General features: G+C 71.1%; 16 protein-coding genes and 1 tRNA gene. 9 read left to right on the plus strand and 8 right to left on the minus strand.

Annotation, left to right across the window (positions count from 1 at the left end; all coding sequences use genetic code 11):
• Positions 1-77: 77 nt before the first annotated feature.
• Both ABD126_RS21750 and ABD126_RS21755 read right to left on the minus strand, forming a co-directional pair.
• Complete coding sequence (locus ABD126_RS21750) at positions 78-3,134, minus strand: carboxypeptidase-like regulatory domain-containing protein (protein WP_343935701.1); 3,057 nt, start codon at positions 3,132-3,134, stop codon at positions 78-80.
• A gap of 285 nt (positions 3,135-3,419) precedes the next feature.
• Complete coding sequence (locus ABD126_RS21755; RefSeq protein ID WP_343935702.1) at positions 3,420-4,364, minus strand: SMP-30/gluconolactonase/LRE family protein; 945 nt, start codon at positions 4,362-4,364, stop codon at positions 3,420-3,422.
• 83 nt (positions 4,365-4,447) lie between these two features.
• Here ABD126_RS21755 and ABD126_RS21760 point away from each other — a divergent pair, with 83 nt between their 5' ends.
• Complete coding sequence (locus ABD126_RS21760; protein WP_343935703.1) at positions 4,448-4,879, plus strand: MarR family winged helix-turn-helix transcriptional regulator; 432 nt, start codon at positions 4,448-4,450, stop codon at positions 4,877-4,879.
• A gap of 29 nt (positions 4,880-4,908) precedes the next feature.
• Here the strand turns inward: ABD126_RS21760 and ypfJ are convergent, their stop codons facing one another.
• Together ypfJ and ABD126_RS21770 are read right to left on the minus strand one after the other, a co-directional pair.
• Positions 4,909-5,811 carry a KPN_02809 family neutral zinc metallopeptidase gene (gene ypfJ, locus ABD126_RS21765; protein WP_343935704.1) on the minus strand — a complete coding sequence of 301 codons (903 nt, stop codon included), beginning with the start codon at positions 5,809-5,811 and terminating at the stop codon, positions 4,909-4,911.
• Between the two features lie 604 nt (positions 5,812-6,415).
• Entirely contained in the window at positions 6,416-8,137 is a 1,722-nt protein-coding gene (locus ABD126_RS21770) for a bifunctional metallophosphatase/5'-nucleotidase (protein ID WP_343935705.1), read from the minus strand.
• A gap of 135 nt (positions 8,138-8,272) precedes the next feature.
• Between ABD126_RS21770 and ABD126_RS21775 the strand changes: the two genes are divergently transcribed.
• Together ABD126_RS21775 and ABD126_RS21780 are read left to right on the plus strand one after the other, a co-directional pair.
• Complete coding sequence (locus tag ABD126_RS21775; RefSeq protein ID WP_343935706.1) at positions 8,273-8,743, plus strand: MarR family winged helix-turn-helix transcriptional regulator; 471 nt, start codon at positions 8,273-8,275, stop codon at positions 8,741-8,743.
• A 24-nt stretch (positions 8,744-8,767) separates the two neighbouring features.
• A tRNA-Ser gene (locus ABD126_RS21780) sits at positions 8,768-8,852 on the plus strand.
• Between the two features lie 364 nt (positions 8,853-9,216).
• Here ABD126_RS21780 and ABD126_RS21785 read toward each other — a convergent pair.
• Together ABD126_RS21785 and ABD126_RS21790 are read right to left on the minus strand one after the other, a co-directional pair.
• On the minus strand, positions 9,217-10,758 hold the full coding sequence (locus ABD126_RS21785; protein ID WP_343935707.1) for a M28 family metallopeptidase: 1,542 nt from the start codon (positions 10,756-10,758) through the stop codon (positions 9,217-9,219).
• 79 nt (positions 10,759-10,837) lie between these two features.
• Positions 10,838-11,470: a GNAT family N-acetyltransferase gene (locus ABD126_RS21790; RefSeq protein WP_343935708.1), complete on the minus strand. Its 633-nt coding sequence runs from the start codon at positions 11,468-11,470 to the stop codon at positions 10,838-10,840.
• Positions 11,471-11,526: 56 nt separating this feature from the next.
• Between ABD126_RS21790 and ABD126_RS21795 the strand changes: the two genes are divergently transcribed.
• The gene (locus ABD126_RS21795; protein WP_343935709.1) at positions 11,527-12,492 is read left to right on the plus strand and encodes an NAD(P)H-quinone oxidoreductase; all 966 of its coding nucleotides are present in this window, start codon (positions 11,527-11,529) and stop codon (positions 12,490-12,492) included.
• 44 nt (positions 12,493-12,536) lie between these two features.
• On the opposite strand, the gene ABD126_RS21800 is transcribed toward ABD126_RS21795, so the two are convergent.
• Together ABD126_RS21800 and ABD126_RS21805 are read right to left on the minus strand one after the other, a co-directional pair.
• Positions 12,537-13,178, minus strand: a complete 642-nt coding sequence (locus ABD126_RS21800; protein ID WP_343935710.1) for a class I SAM-dependent methyltransferase — start codon at positions 13,176-13,178, stop codon at positions 12,537-12,539.
• An 11-nt stretch (positions 13,179-13,189) separates the two neighbouring features.
• Positions 13,190-14,389: a cysteine desulfurase-like protein gene (locus ABD126_RS21805; protein WP_343935711.1), complete on the minus strand. Its 1,200-nt coding sequence runs from the start codon at positions 14,387-14,389 to the stop codon at positions 13,190-13,192.
• Positions 14,390-14,493: 104 nt separating this feature from the next.
• Between ABD126_RS21805 and ABD126_RS21810 the strand changes: the two genes are divergently transcribed.
• From ABD126_RS21810 to glfT1, 5 genes are all read left to right on the plus strand, one after another.
• Positions 14,494-15,021 (plus strand): bacterial proteasome activator family protein, encoded by a 528-nt coding sequence (locus tag ABD126_RS21810; protein ID WP_343935712.1) that lies wholly within the window; start codon positions 14,494-14,496, stop codon positions 15,019-15,021.
• 87 nt (positions 15,022-15,108) lie between these two features.
• Complete coding sequence (locus tag ABD126_RS21815) at positions 15,109-15,984, plus strand: TylF/MycF/NovP-related O-methyltransferase (protein WP_343935713.1); 876 nt, start codon at positions 15,109-15,111, stop codon at positions 15,982-15,984.
• Between the two features lie 48 nt (positions 15,985-16,032).
• On the plus strand, positions 16,033-16,944 hold the full coding sequence (wzm, locus tag ABD126_RS21820; protein ID WP_343935714.1) for a galactan export ABC transporter permease subunit Wzm/RfbD: 912 nt from the start codon (positions 16,033-16,035) through the stop codon (positions 16,942-16,944).
• Positions 16,945-16,959: 15 nt separating this feature from the next.
• A complete protein-coding gene (wzt, locus tag ABD126_RS21825) occupies positions 16,960-17,775 on the plus strand; it encodes a galactan export ABC transporter ATP-binding subunit Wzt/RfbE (protein ID WP_343935715.1) in 816 nt (271 codons plus the stop codon).
• Between the two features lie 3 nt (positions 17,776-17,778).
• Positions 17,779-18,678, plus strand: coding sequence for a galactofuranosyltransferase GlfT1 (gene glfT1, locus ABD126_RS21830; protein ID WP_343935716.1), 900 nt, complete (start codon positions 17,779-17,781; stop codon positions 18,676-18,678).
• The last annotated feature ends 176 nt before the right edge of the window (positions 18,679-18,854 follow it).

Raw genomic sequence — 18,854 nt, forward strand, 5'->3', positions numbered from 1 at the left:
GCCGCCCGCGGTGTGGCCCGCACGACAGAGGGGGCGCGGCCCGTGCGGACCACGCCCCCTCCGCGCTGCTCCGCGCGTCAGGCCGTCCGACGCCTGCCCGTCACGACCGCGACGAACCCGAGCGCCAGGGCGAGCAGGCCCAGCAGGCCGAGGCTGACCACGCTCGCACCGGTGTCGGCCAGCTTCGTGCCGGTGCTCCCACCGGCGGCGTTGGCGCCGGCGGCGGCGTTCGGGTCACCGGGGACCGTCGGCGTCGTGGGGTCGCCCGGCACGGTCGGCGGCCAGGGGTCCGCCACCTCGGGACCGGGGTCGACGTGCACGTTCTGCGCCTGCTGGTTGCCCTTCACGACCTGGAACAGCGGCAACTGGCGGTCCGTCCGCACCTTCCACGGCCCGACGACGACCGGCGTGTACCAGCCGACGGCGAGGTCCGGGAAGGTGAACTCGCCGGTATCGTCCGCGACCGCCTGCGCGACCGGCCGCTCGGTGAAGAAGTCGAGCAGGACGACCTTCACGCCGGGCACCGGCTGGTAGGGCCACTGGCCGGTCAGCACCTGCCCGCTGGTGGTCCACACCTCGCCGGTCACCGTCGCGATGTCACGGCCCCTCGGCAGGCCGTCGCCGTCCACCGGACCGAAGAAGCAGTTCATCCCGACCACGCCGGAGCCCGACGCGTACGACGGGATCGCGGTGACCACGTGGAACACGCTCGTCGCGCCGGAGGGCACCACCACGCCGGGGCCGTTGTACGCGAACGGACCCCACTCGGGCTGGTTGGTAGGCAGGCCGAGCTCGCCCGCGCAGAACATCTTCACCAGGACGTCCGGCCCGGTGTTGGTGAACTCCAGCTTGACGTCGATCTTGTCGTCCTTGTGGTAGGTCTCCTTGTCGAACTCCAGCGACGCGCTGAGGGTGTTCGACAGGGGGCGCACCAGGCCGATTTCGACGGTGGTCGTCTTGCCGCCTTCGACCGTGAACCGGTCGTAGTGGTCGAACGGCCGTGCCCACCCGGTGTCGTCCGTGCGCAGGTCGACTTCGTGGACACCCGCCGACGCCCCGGTCACCCGGTAGCGGCCCGAGCCGTCGGTCTTGCCGTCGAAGGACCGTCTGGGCACACCGCCGCCGATCCACACACCCATGTCGGGCAGCGCCTCGCCGTCGTCGAACGCGCCGTTGGCGTTGGCGTCGCCGTAGACCAGGATCTCGACGTCACCGGCCTGGAACGCCACCTTGGCGGTGAGGTCGATGCCCGGGGTGTCCCCACCGGGAGGGCCGTACCCCAGCGAACCCTTCAGCCGCACGGTGTCACCCGTCATGTACGGGCTGATCGTGCCGGTGACGGTGATCTCGCGGGACTCGCCCGGCCACAACTGGATGCCGTAACCCTGGTGGCCCCTCAGCGGGTCGAACTGGGCGCGCTCGTAGTCGAGGTGGGTGCGCGTGCCGTAGTCCTCGGTCCAGAAGACGGTGGTGCTCGACCCGGAGCCGGTGTTGGCGACCTTGATGCGGGCCGTCCACACGTCGCGGATGTCGTACACGGCCTTGTCGAACGACGCCGTGACCTCCAGCTTCGGCGCGTTGCGCGGCTCCTCGACGCGCGGGCCGGGCTTGACCCGGAACGCAGCCGGCACGACCCCGCCCGCCGGGATGTCCAGGACGAACTCGGTGCCGTCCGCGGGCTGGTAATCGCCCAGGACGAGGAACTTCGTGCGGCCCGCGACGACCCGGTCGATCCGCCACCGACCCTCGGCGTCGGTGGAGGCGCGGTTGACCGACAGCCCGGTGCGCGGGTCGAGCGCGAGGACCGTGGCGTCGGCCAGTGGCCGCTCGGTGTCGCCCTCGTCCAGCACCAGGGTGCCCTCGACGTCGCCGTAGCGGCCGTTGACCCGGGCGAGGTCGGAGGCGCCGCGATAGCCGGCGGTGTTGCGGGCGTTGTCGCCGAACTCGCAGTTCGCGTCGAGCCGGCCTTCGTCGTAGGCGGCCTGCGGCACGACGTCGGTGACGGTGAAGACCTTGGTCTCGCCCGGGAGGAGCGAGACGCCGGGGCCGTCCGGGTTCAACGGCGCCCACCCGGGGCCGTCGCTGGACAGGCCGGGCACGTTGCTCCTCGTGCCGCACACCGCGACGACGTGGCTCAGCGGCGTCGTGCCCTGGTTCTTGAGCGTGATTCGCAGCTGGACGGGGTCACCCGCGTGCAGGTACGGGTCGTTCAGGAACTCGACCGTCGGCACCAGCGACAGCGACACCGGATCGACCAACGGCACGAGGACCGTCAACTCCTGGCCGCCCACCACGTCGAACTCCGCGAAGCCCGGCGCGGGGACCTTCGGCTCGGGGTACCCGATCCGGATCCGGTAGTGCGCGGCGGTGGTGTCCGTGAACTTCAGCGTGCCGTCGGCCGCAGTGGTGCCGCTCAGCCGCAGGGTCTCCGTGTCACCGTAGGCGTAGAACGGCACACCGCTCCGGCGCTCGCCGTCGTCGACCTTGCGGTTGCCGTTGGTGTCGTTGAAGACGACCACCGTCACCGTGCCGCGGTCGCGCAGGACGCGGGCGTCGGCCTGGAAGTAGTTGTCGTTCGGGTTGGCGTCGACCTCGGGGAACTCCTGCGGCCCCTGGTAGGCCTTGATCTGGAAGTAGAGGTCGTTGGACCCGTGGTCATAGGACTGGCGGGCGACCAGGTCGTAGGTGCGGCGCTGCCCGGGGGCGAGTTCCGGCCCGGGAACCTGGTGCAGCTCCACCGCACCGGACTTCAGCGTCAGGCTCCGGCTGTTCTCGCGCAGCCGGACGTCCGTGGCAGTCACCTTGCCCACGTTCTCGACGGTGACGCGGATCTTCATCTCGCTGTCGACCGGGTACTCGGCGCGGTCGAACGCCGCGGTGACCCGAAGGTCGGGCAGCGGGGGCGCGGCCTGCGCCTCCAACCCCTGGTCGAGGACGCCGGCCTTCTTGTCGGCCGGGGTGGGCTGCTCGTCGGCCGGCTCGGTGCCGGTCTCCGCCGGAGCGGTGGGTTCGGTGGTGGTGCTCGGGGTCTCCGACGGGGTGGCGGACGGGGTGTCCGTCGGCGTCCCGGTCGGGGTCTCCGTCGGGGTCGTACTCGGCTCCTCCGGCGGGGACGGGGTTTGGGTCGGCGTCACGGTCTCCGTGGCCGACGGAGTGGTGGGCTCGGTGTCCTGCGCCCACGCGGTGGTGCCGCCGAGGGCGACGGCGAACGCCAGTGCGCCCGCCGTCGTCGCTCTGACGATCTTTCTGAGGGCGCGCGAGCGCGCGCCAGTGCCATGACTGGACAAAGGTGTTGCCCCCCGGTCGAATTCTGCCCGCTGCGGGTTGTCGACGTCCCCCGATGCCGCCGCCGGAGCAGGTGTTCACGTCATCCGGGCGGAAGCTACTCGACGGGCAAGATCAGGAAAAGGGTTTCCGGATCACAGTTCGCGCAGCGTGAAGCTGTCGGACGTGGCGCCGTTGAGGAGCGCCCCCAGGTCGCCGTCCACGGCGTAGCTGCCGTGGGGTGAGTGGGTGATCGTCGTGGGTTCGTCGTCGGCCCACGGGGCGGCGCGGCGGGTGGTGTGGGCGGTGTGCCAGTCGTCCTTCGAGCGGAGGACGGTGATGGCGTTGGCGCCGGGGGCGCCCAGGTCGTTGGTGACGACCGCGAGGGTGCCGTCGGGGCGCAGGGCCAGGCCGTCGGCGCCGGTCAGGTCGGTGTCGGTGGTGATCTCCGTGAACGCCGCCGGGTTGTCGACGGGGATCTTGAAGAACGTGCCGGTGTCGTAGCGGCCCGCGATGAGGTAGCCGGACGGGTGCCACACGATGCCGTTGAGGCCGATGGTGGTGCTGCCGAAGCGCGGGTCGCGGTGCAGGACCGAGGCGCGGCCCCGCGGGTCCACGCGGTAGATCGCGTCGGAGGCCGGGTCGGTGACGTAGGCGTTGCCGCGGCGGTCGACCGCGACGTCGTTCGCGCCGTGCCGGCCCTCGCCGAGCGCGAGGTCGACGAAGTGCAGCAGGCGGCCGGTGACCAGGTCGTAGACGGCCAGGCCGCTCGACCGGTAGGTGGTGTCGGGCGTGGACCGGGCGCCGAGACCGATGTCGGCGAAGGTGACGTAGAGCTTGGCGCCGACCGCGTGGATGCCGAACGTGGACACCATGCGCGGGTCGCGGACCAGCGTCTTCGTGGTGCCGTCGCGCCGGACGACCTCGACGGTTCCGTGCCGGATCGAGCCGACCAGGAACGCGCGGCGGACCGAATCCCAGGTGATCCCTTCCGGGTGGAGTGCGGCCGAGTGCCCGGTGACGACGTGGGTCCCCGGGGTGGCCTGCGCCGGTGCGGCGACCAGCAGGAGGGCCGCGACCAAGGTAATCAGGAAACGCATGACGCTCCGTCCTCGTAGGTAAGTACGGGAGCGAAGTTAGATCAGAGGTCTGATAGCCGTCAACGGGTTACTACGATGTGCCCATGGGCATGCCGTTCGAGGAGCGCCTGGGCGGCGACATCAAGCACGCGGAACACGCGCTCATGCAGGCGAAGCAGCAGGCAGTGCGCCCCGCCGGCCTGACCGTGGCGCAGTACGCGACGCTGCTGGTGCTCAGCGAGAACCCCGGTGTGTCGGCGGCCGAGCTGGCCCGGAAGTGCCGGGTCACGCCGCAGACGATGACGACCATCCTGCGCAACCTGGAGGCGGCCGGCCTGATCGCCCGGGTGCCGCACGAGGTGCACCGCAACGTGCTGGAGACCCGGCTGACGGAGGCCGGGCGGAGCACGTTCGAGACGGCCGACGTGCGGGCGTCCGCGGTGGAGCGGCGGTTGGCCGACGAGTTCAGCGAGCAGGAGCGCGCGACGCTGCGGTCACTGCTCGCGCGCGCGGTGACCGCCCTCGGCGGGGACTGAACAGGGCGGGACTGAACAGGGCGGGCCGGTCAGCCCAGGTTCTCGGTGTCGAAGGTGCCGCAGCGGGCCGGGTCGCCGGTCTCGTAGCCCAGCGTGTACCACTTCTGGCGCTGGGCGGACGTGCCGTGCGTGAACTGGGTCGTGTCGATCCGGCCGCCGCCCAGTTCGCGCTGGATGAAGTCGTCGCCGATCCGGGCCGCCGCGTCCAGGGCCGCCGCGATGTCCTCCTGCGTCACGCCCGTGATCAGCGGCTTGCCGGACGCGGTGGGGATCGTCGTGGCGTGGTTGGCCCAGGCCCCCGCGTAGCAGTCGGCCTGCAGCTCCAGCCGGACGGCGTCGGACTTCGGGCCGCTGCGCGTGCGCACGCGGTCGGACGTGCCCAGGAGGTTCTGCACGTGGTGGCCGTACTCGTGGGCCAGGACGTAGGCCTCCACGAACGGCCCGCCGGTCGCGCCGAACTTCTGCTGCAACTCCTGGAAGAAGTTCAGGTCGATGTAGACCTGCGCGTCGGCCGGGCAGTAGAACGGGCCCACCGCCGAGGACGCGTTGCCGCAGCGGGTCTGCACGCCGCCGGAGAAGAAGTTCGTCTGGGCCGGCTGGTAGGTGTTGCCGGACCGGGCGAACTGGTCGGTCCAGAAGCTCTGGATCGAGTTGATGAACGCCACGGCGCGGCAGTCGGCCTCGCGGTTCGCGTCGGCGCCGGTCTTGCACTTCTCCTTGATGGCCTCGGAGCCGACCTGCTGGTCGCGGCCCACGTCGGAGAAGCCCGAGCCGGTGGGCAGCTGCACGCCGCCGCCCAGCTGGGACAGCACGAAGTAGATGATCAGGCCCACGATCCCGAGCCCGCCGCCGCCCAGGGCGACGCGCCCGCCGACGCCCCGCTGGTCGGTGACCTGTGACGTGTCGAGCTCGGCGTCCTCGTTGAACTGCACGCTGTCCTCCAACCGCGCACCCGGGGCGGGATCACGATAGCCGCACTCGGGTACCCGCGAACGGCGACGCGGACACCGTGTCGGTGAACGGTTGGCGCACGCGCCCGGGTGCGGAGCCCGACGTCGCCGGCACCGCACCCGGGTTTCTTCCCTTGTGGAGTGACGTCCTCCGCGGTCGTCGCGAGGTGGCGTGGACCTCGGCCGGTGCCGACGTGCGAGACGGCACCAGGATTCGCACCGGGGTCAACAGCGTCGTACGCGCCCATCACGCCGGAAGCGCCGCGCGCTCGAAACCTCGTGGGAACCGCTCACGATCGCGACCGGGACGATCTGCACCATCCCACCCGCGGGGTTGCGGCCGAACGCGGATCGTCACAGCGAGGACTTCTCTGCACCGCACCACCTACCCCTTCCGGGCGTGCCGGCGGAGGCTCTTGCTGGGGAACACCTCGCGGCAGGTCCACCCCAAGGATGCGCTTGATCGGCCCGTTATTCAACCGTTCACCGTCGCCCTGAACTGGTGAAACGATCCTCATCCGGCTCAGTGGGACGGTGGTCGCGCGCTGTGGGCGGGCCCGGGCGGACCCGCTCACAGCGCGTGTCGTCATGCCACGTTCGTGATGCGGCCGGTCGCCGGGGCGGTGATGCCGGCGTTCGCCTTGAGGTAGGCGATGAAGCCGTCGAGGTCGATGCCGCCGCCGGTGATGTCCGTGCCGCCGGTGAAGGCGGAGAAGCCGTCGCCGCCGCCCTGGAGGAACGAGTTGATGGTGACCCGGTAGCTCGCGGCCGGGTCCAGCGGAGCGCCGTTCAGGACGATGTTCGACACCTTCGAGCCGATCGGCGCGGACGCCGACCACGTGTAGGTCAGGCCGGCCGACGGCTGGAGCACGATCTGCCGCGTCGCGCCGTTGACGACCTGCCACTGCTGTTCCAGCGCCGCCTTGATCTGCGTGCCGGTCAGCGTGACCGTCTGGAGGATGTTGCCGAACGGCTGCACGGTGAACGCCTCGCCGTAGGTCACCACGCCCGGGCCCTCACCGGCGGGCGAGGTGGCGTAGGTGAGGTCGGCGCGGACGCCGCCCGGGTTCATCAGCGCGAGGACCGCGCCGTTGCCCTTGGTCGCCGCCAGCTGCGAGTCGGCGATCAGCAGGCCCAGCGGCTGCTCGCCGGACGGGGTCGCGGCGCGCACGATGTCGCCGCCGATGGTGGCGACCGGCTCGTTGGCGATCGGGCCCGACTTCTCCTTGGCCAGGTCGATGATCGACTGGACCTCCGGGTCCGCCGCCACGTCGCGGGTGACGATGTGGTTGCGCGCCTTGGTCTCGGAGCGGATGACGTCGCGGCTGCGCTTGTCGATCTTCAGGTCGACCACGGACAGCTCGCGGCCGAACGCCAGGCCCTCGATGAACGGGCGCGGGTTGCCGTCCGGGTCGGTGACCGTGCAGTTGTAGTGCTGGTGGCTGTGGCCGGAGAAGATCGCGTCGATCTTCGGGGACACGCTCTCGGCGATGACCTGGCCGGGGCCCTTGGTGGCGCCCAGGCGGCAGTCGTCGGGGCCGCCGCCCTGGGTGTTGTCGCCCTGGTGGATGAGCAGGACGATCGACTTCACGCCGAGCCAGTTGAGCAGGTTGGCGTAGCGGTTGGCGGCGGCGATCTCGTCGCCGAAGTTCAGCTCCTTGATGCCGTTCGGGTCGACGAGGATCGGGACGTCCTTCAGCGGCATGCCGATGAAGCCGATCGGCATGCCGTCGCGGAACTCCACCCAGAACGGGGGCAGCGCGGGCCGGCCGTTCTTGGCCAGCGTGACGTTCGCGCCCAGGATCGGGAAGTCGGCGCCCTCGTAGGTGGCGCGGAAGTCGCAGCCGTCAACCGGGTGGCAGCCGCCGCGCTGCATGCGCAGCAGCTCCTGGTAGCCCTCGTCGAACTCGTGGTTGCCCGCGGCGGTGGCGTGCATGCCGACCGAGTTGAGGATCTCGATGGTCGGCTCGTCGTGGAACAGCGCGGACACGATCGGGGACGCGCCGATCAGGTCGCCCTGGCCGACGATGACCGAGTTGCGCACCTGCGCCTGCAGGTTCTTGATGTGCGTGGCGTTGTACGCGGCGCCGCCCGCGGTGACCTGGGAGCCGTCGGACAGCGTGACCCGACCGGACGAGCCGGACGGCGGCTCGATGTTGCCGTGCAGGTCGTTGATGCCGATCAGGCGGACGTCCACCGTGCGCGAGGCCTTGTCGTCGGCCTGGGCGGGTGCCTGCGCGAGGGTGACGGCCAGCCCGGACACGGCGGCCAGCGCGAGCGCGGCCGTGGTCCGTCTGAACGAGGTCATAAGGGGGTTCCTCCCTGACGGCGCCCCGGTAGGAGGGCGCACCAAGGTCAGGGAGTTTGCCTCCCGAACCTGACGCGCACCAGACACTTGCGTGGATCGTCCGTTAACGGAGTTGCGCGGGCATAGCCTGGTGGGGTGACTGAGCAGGAGCCCCGATGGCTCGACGACGGTGAGATGCGCGCCTGGCGGAACTACGTGGTGGGCGCGTCCATGCTGTCCGACCGCCTGCACCGAGAACTCCAGGACCGCCACGGTCTGTCGCTGGCCGACTACGAGGTGCTGGTGCGGCTGTCCGAGCAGCGGGGCCTCCGGATGCGGATGTCCCAGCTGGCGGACGAGGTGGCGTCGTCGAAGAGCCGCGTCTCCCACCAGGTGGCCCGCATGGAGCGCGAGGGCCTGCTGGTCCGGCGCGAGTGCCCGGAGGACGGCCGGGGCGTCTTCGCGGAGCTGACCGACAAGGGCATGAAGGCCCTGGAGGGCTCGGCGCCGACGCACGTCGAGGGTGTCCGGGAACACATCATCGACCTGCTGTCGCGGGAGGAGCAGGAGGTGCTGGCGAAGGTCTTCGACCGGGTCATCACGCACCTGCGCGGCCTGGACGGGTAACCTCTGGGCCCGCGGCACCTACGGGGAAGCGTGGCAGAGCGGCCGAATGCACCCGCCTTGAAAGCGGGAGACGGGCAACCGTCCGGGGGTTCAAATCCCTCCGCTTCCGCAGTGGAAAAGGGGTGTCGATGGTCCTGTGTGGACCTCGACACCCCTGTTCGGACTCCGGCGGGTTGGTTCACGGAGTTGTCGGAGGGCTCGTGGACGACCTGATGGGTGAGTACCTCGACGCCCTCCTGCGGGACCCGTCGACCGGCACCTGCCCGCGTTCCTCGAATGGCTGGAAAAGCCGCTCAAGCGCGAGGCGGTCCGGTGGCGGTGGGTTCGAGGCGGGTAGGCAGGGCCCGCGACCGGTTCGTCAACGCTGTGGGATGTGGTCCCCGGAGGCCCGTGAGCTGGTGTGGATTATGCGGGACGGGCCGAACGCCCCGTTGAGGGTTCGGCCCGTCCTCCACTGCACTTAGTCGGTCAGGTCACTCGGTCGCGTCGTGCGTGTGGTGTTCCTCGTGGTGCTCGTCGAGGGACAGGGTGCGGGCCGCTTCGGCTCGCACGGTGGCGCGGGTGGCGCGGGACGGTACGCCGTTCACGTCTTCCGTGCTGATCGCGTACACCGCGGTCACCCAGGCCAGGGCGTCGGAGTTGCGGTCCAGGGCGACGCGGTCGATGTTGCCCAGGGTGTCGCCGACCTGGTGGTAGTTCGGGTCGTAGGCGACGCCCGCCTTGCCGCCCCACTTCGCCACCTGCGCCTCGGTCTTGAGCACCTCGGCGCCGGTGAACAGGCCGCCCGCCGGGATGCCCTGGCGGATGAACTCGCCGTAGTCCGACCGGCCGGTGAAGTCGGTGCCCTCGACCTGGATCTGCTTCTCCACGGTCAGGTAGTCGACGAACGCCTTCTCGATCTGGCCGGAGCCGTACGGGCCGGGGCCCGCGCCGACGCCGTCGGAGTTGTCGCCGTCGTAGACGAAGTAGCCCGCGTTCGGCGAGCCGATCATGTCGAAGTTCAGGTACAGCGCGATGTCCAGCTGCTGCTCGAACGTCAGCGACTTCACGTAGGCGATCGAGCCGAGCAGGCCCAGCTCCTCGGCGCCCCACCAGCCGAAGCGCACCGCGTTCTTCACCTTCGGGGAACCGCCCAGCTTCAGCGCGGTCTCCAGCAGGCCCGCCGAGCCGGAGCCGTTGTCGTTGATGCCGGGGCCGGCGGCGACGCTGTCCAGGTGCGCGCCCGCGAACACGACGTTGTCGGTGCGACCGGTCTTGGTCTGGGCGATCACGTTGCGGGAGACGCGGTTCTCGGAGTGGTAGCGCAGGTCCACCGTCACCGGCTGGCCCGCGAACGCCACCAGCGCGGTGCCGTCGGCCTTCGACACGCCGCCGGTCGGGACGACGCCGGGCGAGCCCAGCGTCACGCCGGACAGCTTGCCGTCCACGTTGTTCGAGATGATCACCGCGATGGCGCCCGCGGCGGCGGCGTTGCGGTGCTTGATGTCGAACGAGCAGGTGCCGCGCCGGATCAGGGCGATGGCCCCGGTGAAGTCCTGGCCCGCGAAGTCGGTCGCCTCGCAGCCCGGCGAGCCGTCCTCGGCGACGACGCGCAGCGGGCCGGTCAGCCCGCCGACCGGGGTCTGCGGCGAGAACGTCAGCGGGATGTTCTCGTAGGTGTTCGTGCCCGCCTTGGCCACCGCCGCGTCCGTGACCTGCACCTGGTAGGTGAACTCGGGCGTGGTGACGTCGAAGCCCGCGCCGCGCAGCTTGCCCGCGACGTACTCGACGCTGGCGTCGTAACCGGCGGTGCCGGCCGCCCGGTTGCCGCCGTTGCGGTCGGCGATGCGCTGGAAGGCGATCAGGTGGCGGTTGACCCCTTCCAACGTCACGCTCTTGGTGAGCTTGTGGGCGAGAGCGGGACCGTCCAGGGCCGACGTCGAGGGTGCCGCGTCGACGGCCGGGGCGGCCACGAAGACGAGGGACGCGGACGCCGCGGCGATGGCCGCGCGGCGCATCCGGGTTCTACCTGACATGAGCGAGTTTCCCCTTCACTCGGATTGGCAGACCCTCGCCCGGTGACGACGCGGGGTCAATCCGTCACTCGGCGGGTTCTCAGCCCGTGAGCAACCACAGGCAGTCTGTGACCCCGGTCACCGACAGCTCCCAGTCGGGTCGGCGGAAGCCCTCGCGGTCCAGCACCAGGCGGGTCTGCTCGGCGCGGGCACCCCGGCGGACCTGCACCAGGGAGCCGTCGGGCCGGTAGCCGAGCTTGCGGCTCACGGCCAGCGACGCCGGGTTGTCCACGAACGCGCTGGACCGGGCCGTGCGCGCGCCGAGGTGGTCGAACGCGAACACCAACACGGCCGCCCGCATCTCGGTGCCGAGCCCCTGCCCCTGGTGGCGCCGGCCGAGCCACGAGCCGGTGGACACCTCGCCGGTGACCGAGAAGTCGTGCCCCACCAGCGTCTGCTCGCCGATCACCCGCCCGTCCAGCCGCACCAGGAAGTTGACCGCCCACCGGCCCGGACGCTGCTCGGACCGCACCGCCCAGTGGTACTGGAGGGCGTTGATCCCGAGGCGGTCGCGCGGCGCGTCGGTCCACTCGACGCCGAACGGCATCTCGTCGGGCGGGTGGATGCCGTCGAGGACCAGGTCCACGAGTTCGCCCAGCCCCTCGTCGTCGTCGGGGCGCAGGTCGAGGCGGGGTGTGCGCAGTGCCAGGTGTCGGTAGGGCCAGGCGTCCATGCCGGTCGATGGTGGCGGTCGCGGCACGGCCGGGGCCAGCGGATTACCTTGCAGGCATGCGCGCGATCACCATTCGTGAACCAGGCGGGCCGGACGTGCTGGAGTGGGCCGAGCTCCCGGACCCGGTCGCCGGCCCCGGCGAGGTGCTGCTGGACGTCGCCGCCACCGCGGTCAACCGGGCCGACCTGCTGCAACGGCAGGGCCACTACCCGCCGCCGCCGGGCGCGTCGGACGTGCTGGGCCTGGAGTGCTCGGGCACGGTCGCCGCGCTGGGCGAGGGCGTCACGAGCTGGCAGGTCGGCGACCGGGTGTGCGCGCTGCTCGCCGGCGGCGGCTACGGCTCGAAGGTCGCCGTGCCGGCCGCGCAGCTCCTGCCGCTGCCGGACGGCGTGGACCTGGTCACGGCCGCCTCCCTGCCCGAGGTGGCGTGCACGGTGTGGTCGAACGTCGTCATGGTCGCCCGCCTGGCCGAGGGCGAGACGTTCCTGGTCCACGGCGGCGCGGGCGGCATCGGCACGCACGCCGTCCAGGTCGCCAAGGCGCTCGGCGCCCGGGTGGCCGTCACCGCCGGGTCCGACGAGCGCCTGGAACGCTGCCGCGAGCTGGGCGCCGACATCACCGTGAACTACAAGACCCAGGACTTCGTCTCCGAGGTCCAAGCTGACGTGATCCTGGACAACATGGGCGCCGCCTACCTGGGCCGCAACGTGGACGCCCTCAAGCCCGACGGCCGGATCGTCGTGATCGGCATGCAGGGCGGGGTGAAGGGCGAGCTGAACCTCGGCAAGCTGCTGTCCAAGCGCGCGTCGATCACCGGCACCGGCCTCCGGTTCCGCCCGGTGGACGGCCCGCACGGCAAGGGCCGCATCGTCGCCGACGTCCGCGACCGCCTGTGGCCGCTCATCGCGTCCGGGCAGGTCAAGCCCGTCGTGGACCGCGTCCTGCCGGTCCAGGACGCCGCCGAGGCGCACCGCGCGCTGGAGGGCGGCAGCGTCTTCGGCAAGGTCGTCCTGAAGTTCTGAACCTCTGAAGTGCTGAAGTGCTGGAGTGCTGGAGTGCTGACGCCTCACTCCAGGGCGACGCCGGTGGCCAGGAACGTGCGCGGGGTGGTGCGGAAGCGCAGGGCGAACTCCTCCGCCCAGCGCACCAGCACGGTCTGCTCCCCCGGGCGTTCGGCGTCGTCCACGAGCACGGCCGCGCCCGGCGCCAGCACCCCGCGGAACACGGGCAGCGCCGGGTAGCGGGCGTCGCCCAGCAGCGGACCGTCCACCAGGAGCAGGTCCACCAGCCCGTACCGCTCGACGAACGCCGACACCTCGTCGTGCACCAACTGCGGGTGGTACCACTGCGCGCTGCCCAGGGCGGCCGGGTGCGGGGTCAGGGGCGCCTGCACGACCCGCGCCACGTGCCCCAGGCCCTCCCGGCGCAGCTGGCTGGCGACGAAGGCCGCCGTGCGCTCGTCGTGCTCGATCGACAGCAGGTGGCCGAAGCCGCGCCGGGCCAGCAGGCGGGCCAGGAGCACCGAGGACGCGCCGCAGCCGCACTCGACCAGGACCGTGCGGGAGCCGAGCAGCACCTCGTCCACCACCGCCGCCAGCGCGGCCGGGCGCAGCTCGTGCGGGGTGGTGGGCAGGTACTCGCTCATCAGGGGGCTCAGGCGGTGCAGTGCGGCGAGGTCGGCCAGTTCCCGGGACAACGCGTCGTCCACCACACCTCCGGCTACCCCAGCTCGGCGACCGCCCGCACGAGTTCGTCCACCTCGACCGCGTTCGTGTAGTGCGCCAGGCCCACGCGGATCGCCCCGCCGACCTCGCCCACCCCCAGGACCGAGAACACGCCGTGCTGCCCGGAGTCCGCGAACGCGCAGACGCCGCGTTCGGCCAGGTGCTCGACGCCCTCGGTCGACTTCACGCCGGCGACCGTGAACGCCAGCGCCGGGACCCGGCGCATGGCGTCGCCGATCACCATGACGTGACGGAGCGATCGCAGTTCGTTGATGAGATTAGCCAGAAGACCCGCCTGGTACGCCTTCACCGAGGACAGCGACGTGAGCAGGCGCTCCCGGCGCGGGCCCACCGCGGCGTCGTCCAGACCGGCCAGGTACTCGACCGATGCCACCAGACCGGCCAGCAACGGGTAGGCGTGCGGGCCCAGCTCCAAACGTTCGGGACCCCGCGCGCCGGGCTCGACCGCGACCGACGGCAGCAGGTCCAGCCGCGACGGGTCGCGGAACACCAGCGCGCCCACCGGCGGGCCGCCCCAGGCGTTGGCGGACACGGCGACCACGTCGGCGTCCATGGAGGTGATGTCCAGCGGCACGAACGGGGCGGCGGAGGAGGCGTCCACGACCACCAAGGCGTCCGTGCGGCGGGCCGCCTGGGCGATCTTGGCCAGGTCCGGGCGGGAGCCGACGGACCCGGAGGCGGCGGTCACCGCGACCAGCTTGCACTTGTCGGTGACCAGCTCGTCGTACTGCCAGGCGGGCAGCTCGCAGGTCTCGATGTCCACCTCGGCCCACCGCACCACGCTGCCGGTGCGCTGCGCGGCCCGCTGCCAGGGCGCGATGTTGGCCGGGTGGTCCAGGCGCGAGACCACGACCTCGTCGCCCAGGAACCAGCCCTCGGACAGGGCGTCGGCCAGCCGCTGGAGCAGCACGGCCGAGCTCGGTCCCAGCACCACGCCGGCGGGGTCCGCCCCGACCAGGTCGGCGACGGCGCGCCGGGCCGCGTCCACGATGGCCTCGGCGCGTTGGGAGGCGGGGAAGATGCCGCCCGGCCCGGAGACCGGTGCGCGCAGCGCGGTGGAGACGGCCGTGGCCACCTGCTCGGGGACCTGCATCCCCGCGGGCGCGTCCAAGTGAACCCAGCCGTCGCCGAGCGCGGGGAACAGCCCACGGACTCGTGCGACGTCGAACGCCATGCCCGCGACTGTATTGGATTGCGCGCCGCCTGACGCCCGCCGGGTGAGAGCGGGCACGTCGACCCGGTTCACCGGCGGCCACCCGATCGGTCCAGTATTGACGCATGACTGAGGCAGCGGACAGCGAGCGGCACGTGGTGGTGGTCGGGCCGGACGGGACCCCGGTGGGGGCCGCGCGGGTGCCCGCGGGCGAGGACGGCGGTCAGGACGTCACCGACCTCGTCGAACAGCCGGCCAAGGTGATGCGGATCGGCACGATGATCAAGCAGCTGCTGGAGGAGGTGCGGGCCGCTCCCCTCGACGAGGCCAGCCGGCAGCGGCTCAAGGAGATCCACAAGCGGTCCATCGACGAGCTGGAGGACGGGCTCGCGCCCGAGCTGCGGGAGGAGCTGGAGCGCCTGTCGCTGCCGTTCACCGAGGACGGCACCCCGTCGGACGCGGAGCTGCGGATCGCCCAGGCCCAGCTCGTGGGCTGGCTGGAGGGCCTGTTCCACGGCATCCAGACGGCCCTGTTCGCGCAGCAGATGGCCGCCCGGGTGCAGCTGGAGCAGATGCGCGGCCGGGCGCTGCCCGCCGGACCGTCGGCCGAGGGGCCCGAGGGCGGCCACGTGCGCGGCGGCCAGTACCTGTAGCGGCGATCGGGTAACGGGTCTGGACACGGCGAGCGGCGCTGCTCGACCGTGTGCAGCGTTCGTCACGTCGAAGTGAGGAGAGCGGACGTGCTCGACCAAGTGCGCCACCACCCGGCGCTGGAGGAGCTGCGCAAGAGGCTCCGCGGCAAGATCCTGCGAGCGGTGGACGACGTCGTGGGCCCCTACCACCGCGCCCAGGCCGACCAGATCGACCGCCTTCAGCGCGAGGTCGCGGAACTGCGCGAGGAGGTCCGGCACCAGGCGGACCGGCTCGTCGAGGAGACCCGCCGGTTCGAGATCCGGGCCCGCCGCGACCTGGTGTTCGCGGGTGAGCGGGAGGCCGCCACCGACAGCGCCCGGTTCGTCCGGGACGAGATGGTGTCGGCGCCGCACTTCGAACACCCGCACGCCACGCTGGAGCACGCGCTGGGCCTGGTCGAGGTCGAGGGCCTCACCCTGGAGTTCGGCGTCTACGCGGGCTCCACGCTGAAGATCATCGCCGCCGCCCGCGAGGGCCGCGAGGTCTACGGCTTCGACTCGTTCGAGGGACTGCCCGAGCACTGGCGCAGCGGCTTCCCCGCCGGCATGTTCAGCGTCGACGACCTGCCCGACGTGCCGGGCGCGGAGCTGGTCGTGGGCTGGTTCGACGACACCCTGCCCGGTTTCCTGGCCGAGCACCCCGGTCCGGTGGCGTTCCTGCACGTCGACTGCGACCTGTACTCCTCCACCAAGACCGTGCTCGACCTGGTCGGGCCCCGGCTGGTGCCGGGCAGCGTGATCGTGTTCGACGAGTACTTCAACTTCCCCGGCTGGCGCGAGCACGAGCACAAGGCCTGGTCGGAGTACGTGGAGCGGACCGGGACGCGGTTCCGCTACGAGGGATACACCTACGACCACGAACAGGTGATCGTGAAGGTCACCGGCGTGCCGGACCCCGCGCCGGAGTCGGTGACCGCACCGTGACAGCCCGGCGGCAGGTCGGCCTACCTGCCGCCGGTAGTCTCAACACTCGTGCAACACACGAGTACGGTCGACCGACCTGTCGTTCCCCCCGCACCCGACTCCCGCACGTTCGCCCGGGCGTTCGGGGACGTGCGCGACGCGTGGCGGCAGCGCGAGCTGTGGGGCCACCTCGGCTGGCAGGACATCAAGCAGCGCTACCGGCGGTCCGTGATCGGGCCCCTGTGGATCACGATCTCCATGGGCACCACGGCGCTGGCGCTGGGCCTGCTGTACTCGACCCTGCTCGGGCAGCAACTGTCGACGTTCCTGCCGTACGTGACGGTGGGCTTCATCGTCTGGAACTTCATCCTGGGCGTGGTCACCGAGGGCACCGAGGTCTTCATCGCCAACGAGGGCCTCATCAAGCACCTGCCCGCGCCGATGACCGTGCACGTGTTGCGCATGGTGTGGCGCCAGGTGCTGTTCTTCGCGCACAACCTGGCCGTCTACGTGGTCGTGCTGGCGGTGTTCTTCCCGGCGCTGACCGAGCAGTACAAGATGGAGGGCGACGTCGTCACCCACCCGGGCATCTCGTGGACGATCGTCCTCGCGCTCCCGGCGTTCGCGCTGCTGGTGGTCAACGCTGTGTGGGTGGCGATCCTGTTCGGCATCATCAGCACGCGGTTCCGCGACATCCCGCCGGTGATCCACAGCTTCATCAACCTGATCTTCTTCATGACGCCGATCGTGTGGCACGTGGGTGTGCTCAACAAGTTCACCGAGGGCGACAGCGACTGGAAGATCCTGATCGCCGAGTTCAACCCCCTGTACCACTTCCTGGAGATCGTGCGTGCCCCGCTGCTCGGCCAGGTGCAGGATGGGCACCACTGGGTGGTCGTGGGCGCGTTCACCGTCGTCGGCTGGGCACTGGCGCTGGTCGCGCTGCGCAACTACCGTGCCCGCGTCTCCTACTGGGTCTGAGTGAGGCCGTCACCTATGGTCAGCATCGACGTCTGGAACGCCTCGGTGGACTTCCCGATCTTCGACGCCAAGTCGAGGTCGCTGAAGAAGCTCGCCCTGGGCAAGGTCGGCGGCAAGATCGGCTCCGAGGGCCGCGTCCCGATCATCGAAGCGCTGCACGACATCAACATCTCGCTGCGGCACGGCGACCGCGTGGGCCTGGTCGGCCACAACGGCGCGGGCAAGTCCACCCTGCTGCGCCTGCTCGCGGGCATCTACGAGCCGACCCGCGGCAGCTCCCGGATCCAGGGCAAGATCGCCCCCGTGTTCGACCTGGGCGTCGGCATGGACCCGGAGATCTCCGGCTACGAGAACATCATGATCCGCGGCCTGTTCCTCGGCATGACCCGCAAGCAGATGGAGAAGCGGGTCGACGACATCGCCGAGTTCACCGAGCTGGGCGACTACCTGTCGATGCCGCTGCGGACCTACTCCACGGGTATGCGCGTCCGCCTGGCCCTCGGTGTCGTGACGTCCATCGACCCCGAGATCCTGCTGCTGGACGAGGGCATCGGCGCGGTGGACGCGGCGTTCCTGGAGAAGGCCCGGGACCGCCTGAACGACCTGGTGAAGCGCTCCGGCATCCTCGTCTTCGCGAACCACTCGGACGACATGCTCGTGGAGCTGTGCAACACCGCGATCTGGATGGACGAGGGCCGCGTCAAGATGCACGGGTCGCTGCGCGAGGTGGTCAAGTCGTACAAGGGCCGCGACCCCTACGAGCACCTCAGCCCGGAGACCCTGGAACGGATCGGCCAGTCGCCGGTGCTGAGCGGGAACGGTGGCGAGTAGACCATGAGCAGCGCGTTGCCCAAGGGTTCCGTGGTCGGGGTGGTGGTGACCCGGCACCGCCGCGAGCTGCTCGCGCAGTCGCTGAAGGTCCTGGCGTCCCAGACCCGGCCGCTGGACCACCTGGTCGTCGTGGACAACGGCCCCGACCAGCCGGTGGACGACCTGGTCGAGCAGTGCCCGATCCCCACGACCTACCTGGCGTCGCACCGCAACCTGGGCGGCGCCGGCGGCTTCGCGCTGGGCATGCTGCACGCCCTGTCCCTGGGCGCGGACTGGCTGTGGCTGGCCGACGACGACGGCCGCCCCGCCGACGACCGCGTCCTGGAGGTGCTGCTGGACGAGGCCGAGCGCCGGAACCTGGCGGCGGTCTCCCCGGTCGTGTCCAACATCGAGCACCCGGACAAGCTGGCGTTCCCGCTGCGCCGCGGCCTGACCTGGAAGCGCCGCACGGCCGACCTGGGCGTGGACTTCCTGCCCGGCATCGCGTCGCTGTTCAACGGCGCGCTGTTCCGCGCCTCGACGGTGGACGTCATCGGCGTCCCGGACTACCGCCTGTTCTTCCGCGGCGACGAGGTCGAGATCCACCGCCGCCTGGTCCGCACGGGCCTGCCCTTCGGCACCAGCCTGAAGGTGGCCTACCTGCACCCGGACGGCTCGGACGAGTTCAAGCCGATGCTCGGCGGCAGGTTCCACGCGCAGGACCCGGAGAACCCGGTCAAGCGCTACTACACCTACCGCAACCGCGGCTACCTGCTGGCCCAGCCGGGGATGCGCAAGCTGGGAGCGCTGGAGTTCTTCCGGTTCGGCCTGTACTTCCTGGCGGTGCGCAAGGACCCGAAGGCGTTCGTGGAATGGGTGCGCCTGGTCCGCCAGGGCCAGCGGGAGCGGTTCTTCCGCAAGTAGTCCGGTGACGCCGGGTGAACCACCGGGCACGTCAAGAGCGGTACCGCGGACCCGCTAGAGTGCCCGTCGAAGTTGTCGCGGGCCGTCCACACGCGGTGGGAGCTGTGCCCGATCGTCCAACGCACACCCCGTGGAGTGGTCATGTTCCTCACGAACACGACGTTTCGGCCGTCCGC

The sequence above is a fragment of the Saccharothrix mutabilis subsp. mutabilis genome (assembly GCF_039521145.1).
Classification (GTDB): Bacteria; Actinomycetota; Actinomycetes; order Mycobacteriales; family Pseudonocardiaceae; genus Actinosynnema; species Actinosynnema mutabilis.